Source organism: Echinicola sediminis, assembly GCF_054777495.1.
This window is the reverse complement of record NZ_BAAHAP010000212.1, coordinates 1-2246: the sequence shown is the minus strand read 5'-3', so window position 1 is coordinate 2246 and position 2246 is coordinate 1. Positions and strand designations below refer to the sequence as shown.

The 2246-nt window shown below is 39.4% G+C and carries 2 protein-coding genes; one reads left to right on the top strand and one right to left on the bottom strand.

Translation table 11 applies throughout. The features are described from left to right. Window positions 1-368: 368 nt before the first annotated feature. On the bottom strand, window positions 369-680 hold the full coding sequence (locus tag ACYVAA_RS22760) for a hypothetical protein (protein ID WP_460546349.1): 312 nt from the start codon (window positions 678-680) through the stop codon (window positions 369-371). Window positions 681-1054: 374 nt separating this feature from the next. Here ACYVAA_RS22760 and murI point away from each other — a divergent pair, with 374 nt between their 5' ends. Next, complete coding sequence (murI, locus tag ACYVAA_RS22755) at window positions 1055-1861, top strand: glutamate racemase (protein WP_460546347.1); 807 nt, start codon at window positions 1055-1057, stop codon at window positions 1859-1861. The last annotated feature ends 385 nt before the right edge of the window (window positions 1862-2246 follow it).

The window sequence follows — 2246 nt, the reverse complement described above, 5'->3', positions numbered from 1 at the left end:
GGACCATTACAAGGGGAAATTGTCTTTCATAAACTAAAGGGTGATTGGCTTTTAGGCTATAAAACTACGCATAAATTGTAAAACTGGCATGCAAAAAGTGAATGTCTTTTGTGCTAATTTTCTGATAATGTATTACTTATGGTATTTATTGTTCTTTGTTCTTTGTTTTTTGCTTTTTCGATATCAGGCTTGTCAAAAAAAATGATAAGTTTTTACCTTAGAATCTTACCTGGGGAGAAATTACGCTTAAAAGTCAAACTTGTTTATGGCCATAGGTATCCTGAGCTTGCTAAAGTATTTGGTGCTACCAAAGTGTTGCTGAATAACCTAAGAAGACTGCGTTTTAAATAGGTTGTTTCAGCTCCATCTTATAATGAAACGAGGTTCCCTAACTCATCAAAGGTAGCCATGATGGTGAACTGCTCTTCATCTTGGAACTTTAAGTCATAATAGGTTTTGCTTTTACTCTTAAACTTATTGGCCTCAATCAGTTTAAGGCTTGAAAAGATCAAGTCATCCTCAAGATTGTTGAAGATGCCTTCAGGCAATTCATGTGGAGCGACCGACAGTTTGTCCTCTGAAGTTGTTGTGAAGGGCGTATCCTTGCTACTGCTTGAACTAGTAGGATAGGAGCAAGAGCCTATCAGGGTAGTGAATAGAATGAGGTAAAGAAATTTCATAAATCGTAATCAGGTAATTGTAGGGCGTAAGTTGTTGGGGGTCTTGTGGTTGTGTTGTGATTGTGGAAAGCCAAAATTAGACCAATTATGAAAAGGGGGTATGAAACCTATAATTACGTTATTAAACAGCATACAGCGACTTTATGATGTGTAGAGAAATACACATAGTGTGGAGGGGAGTAGCAAATTGAAAAGTGATTTGAGGAGGAAATTTTTTGTCGCCGATATAAATGGCTATATTTGAGGTAAATAAATAATTTATAACTCTTTGCTTGCAATTTACCCTCAGGTACGTGCACCTGGGGGTTGTTTTTTTACATGGGCTTATCATTATATTTGAGGCAGAAATTTGTTTAGCACTTAATTGCATTCATATGGGAGCCTCTTCTCCAATTGGGATTTTCGATAGTGGTATTGGTGGACTTACAGTGGCAAGAGCCGTAAAGAATATTATGCCCAATGAGCAGTTGATCTATTTTGGAGATACAGCACATTTGCCCTATGGGGACAAGAGCACCGCCTCCATTCAGGCTTATTCTGTCAAGATTGCGGATGTCTTGCTCAATGCTGGCTGCAAGGCCATTCTAATAGCCTGTAATTCGGCATCCACTGCCGCATTTGACCTAGTGAAGGCTTATGTTGGATCAAGGGCGGAGGTATTTGACGTAATAGAGCCTGTTGTCGATTATATCGGGAGTTTTCGAAGCCAATCACAGGTAGGCCTTATTGGGACCAAGCAAACAGTGAACTCAGGTGTTTACCGGCAAAAAGTGGAAGCCCTCAATAAGGGAATTCGTTTTTCGGCACTCGCGACCCCTTTGCTGGCTCCCATGGTGGAAGAAGGTTTTCACAATAATCAAATCAGTCAGGCGATTATACAGACCTATTTGGGGGACCCCGAATTGAAAGAGATAGATTCTTTGATTTTGGGATGTACGCATTATCCGCTTATCAAGCCCCAGATCGAAGAAATATATAAGGGAAAGGTAGAAGTAATTGATTGTTCTGAAATGGTGGCCCAGGCTACTTATCAGAAGCTGAAGGAAAAAGAGCTGCTCAATCGGGGGGAGAAGTCAAAGGATAGATTTTTGGTTTCTGATTATACACCTTCTTTTGAGAATACCACCAAGCTGTTTTTTGGAAAAGAGGTTACTTTGGAGAATTACCCGTTGTGGGAATAGCGGAGGTTTTATGAGCACGATTGCTTGATTTTTTGATGTTTTACTAAAAGCCTCGCTTGTGCAATTATAAGGAGGATTATCAGGGAAAAGTAGAGGGGAAATGGGGTGAGAAGGAGGTCGGCCGAAATAATGTTTAAGTATTTGAAATTTTTGATTGGACAAATTTTGCCAAAGGGAATTTTTCTGTTCTAAATAAGGTTATGAAAGCCCAAGGTTATTTGGGGGAAAGTTATAAAAAAGATGTAACTTTGCTACTTAAAATACAATTTGCTATTACCCGATGAGCGATCAAATCAAACATGAATGCGGTATAGCCATGATTCGGCTCCGCAAACCTCTTCAATACTACATTGATAAGTATGGAACTCCTCTCTATGCTGCCAAC

What these genes read in the sequence shown, in the direction of transcription:
- murI (WP_460546347.1), top strand. Translation starts at nt 1,055, where the DNA reads ATGGGAGCCTCTTCTCCAATTGGGATTTTCGATAGTGGTATTGGTGGA.
- ACYVAA_RS22760 (WP_460546349.1), bottom strand. Translation starts at nt 680, where the DNA reads ATGAAATTTCTTTACCTCATTCTATTCACTACCCTGATAGGCTCTTGC.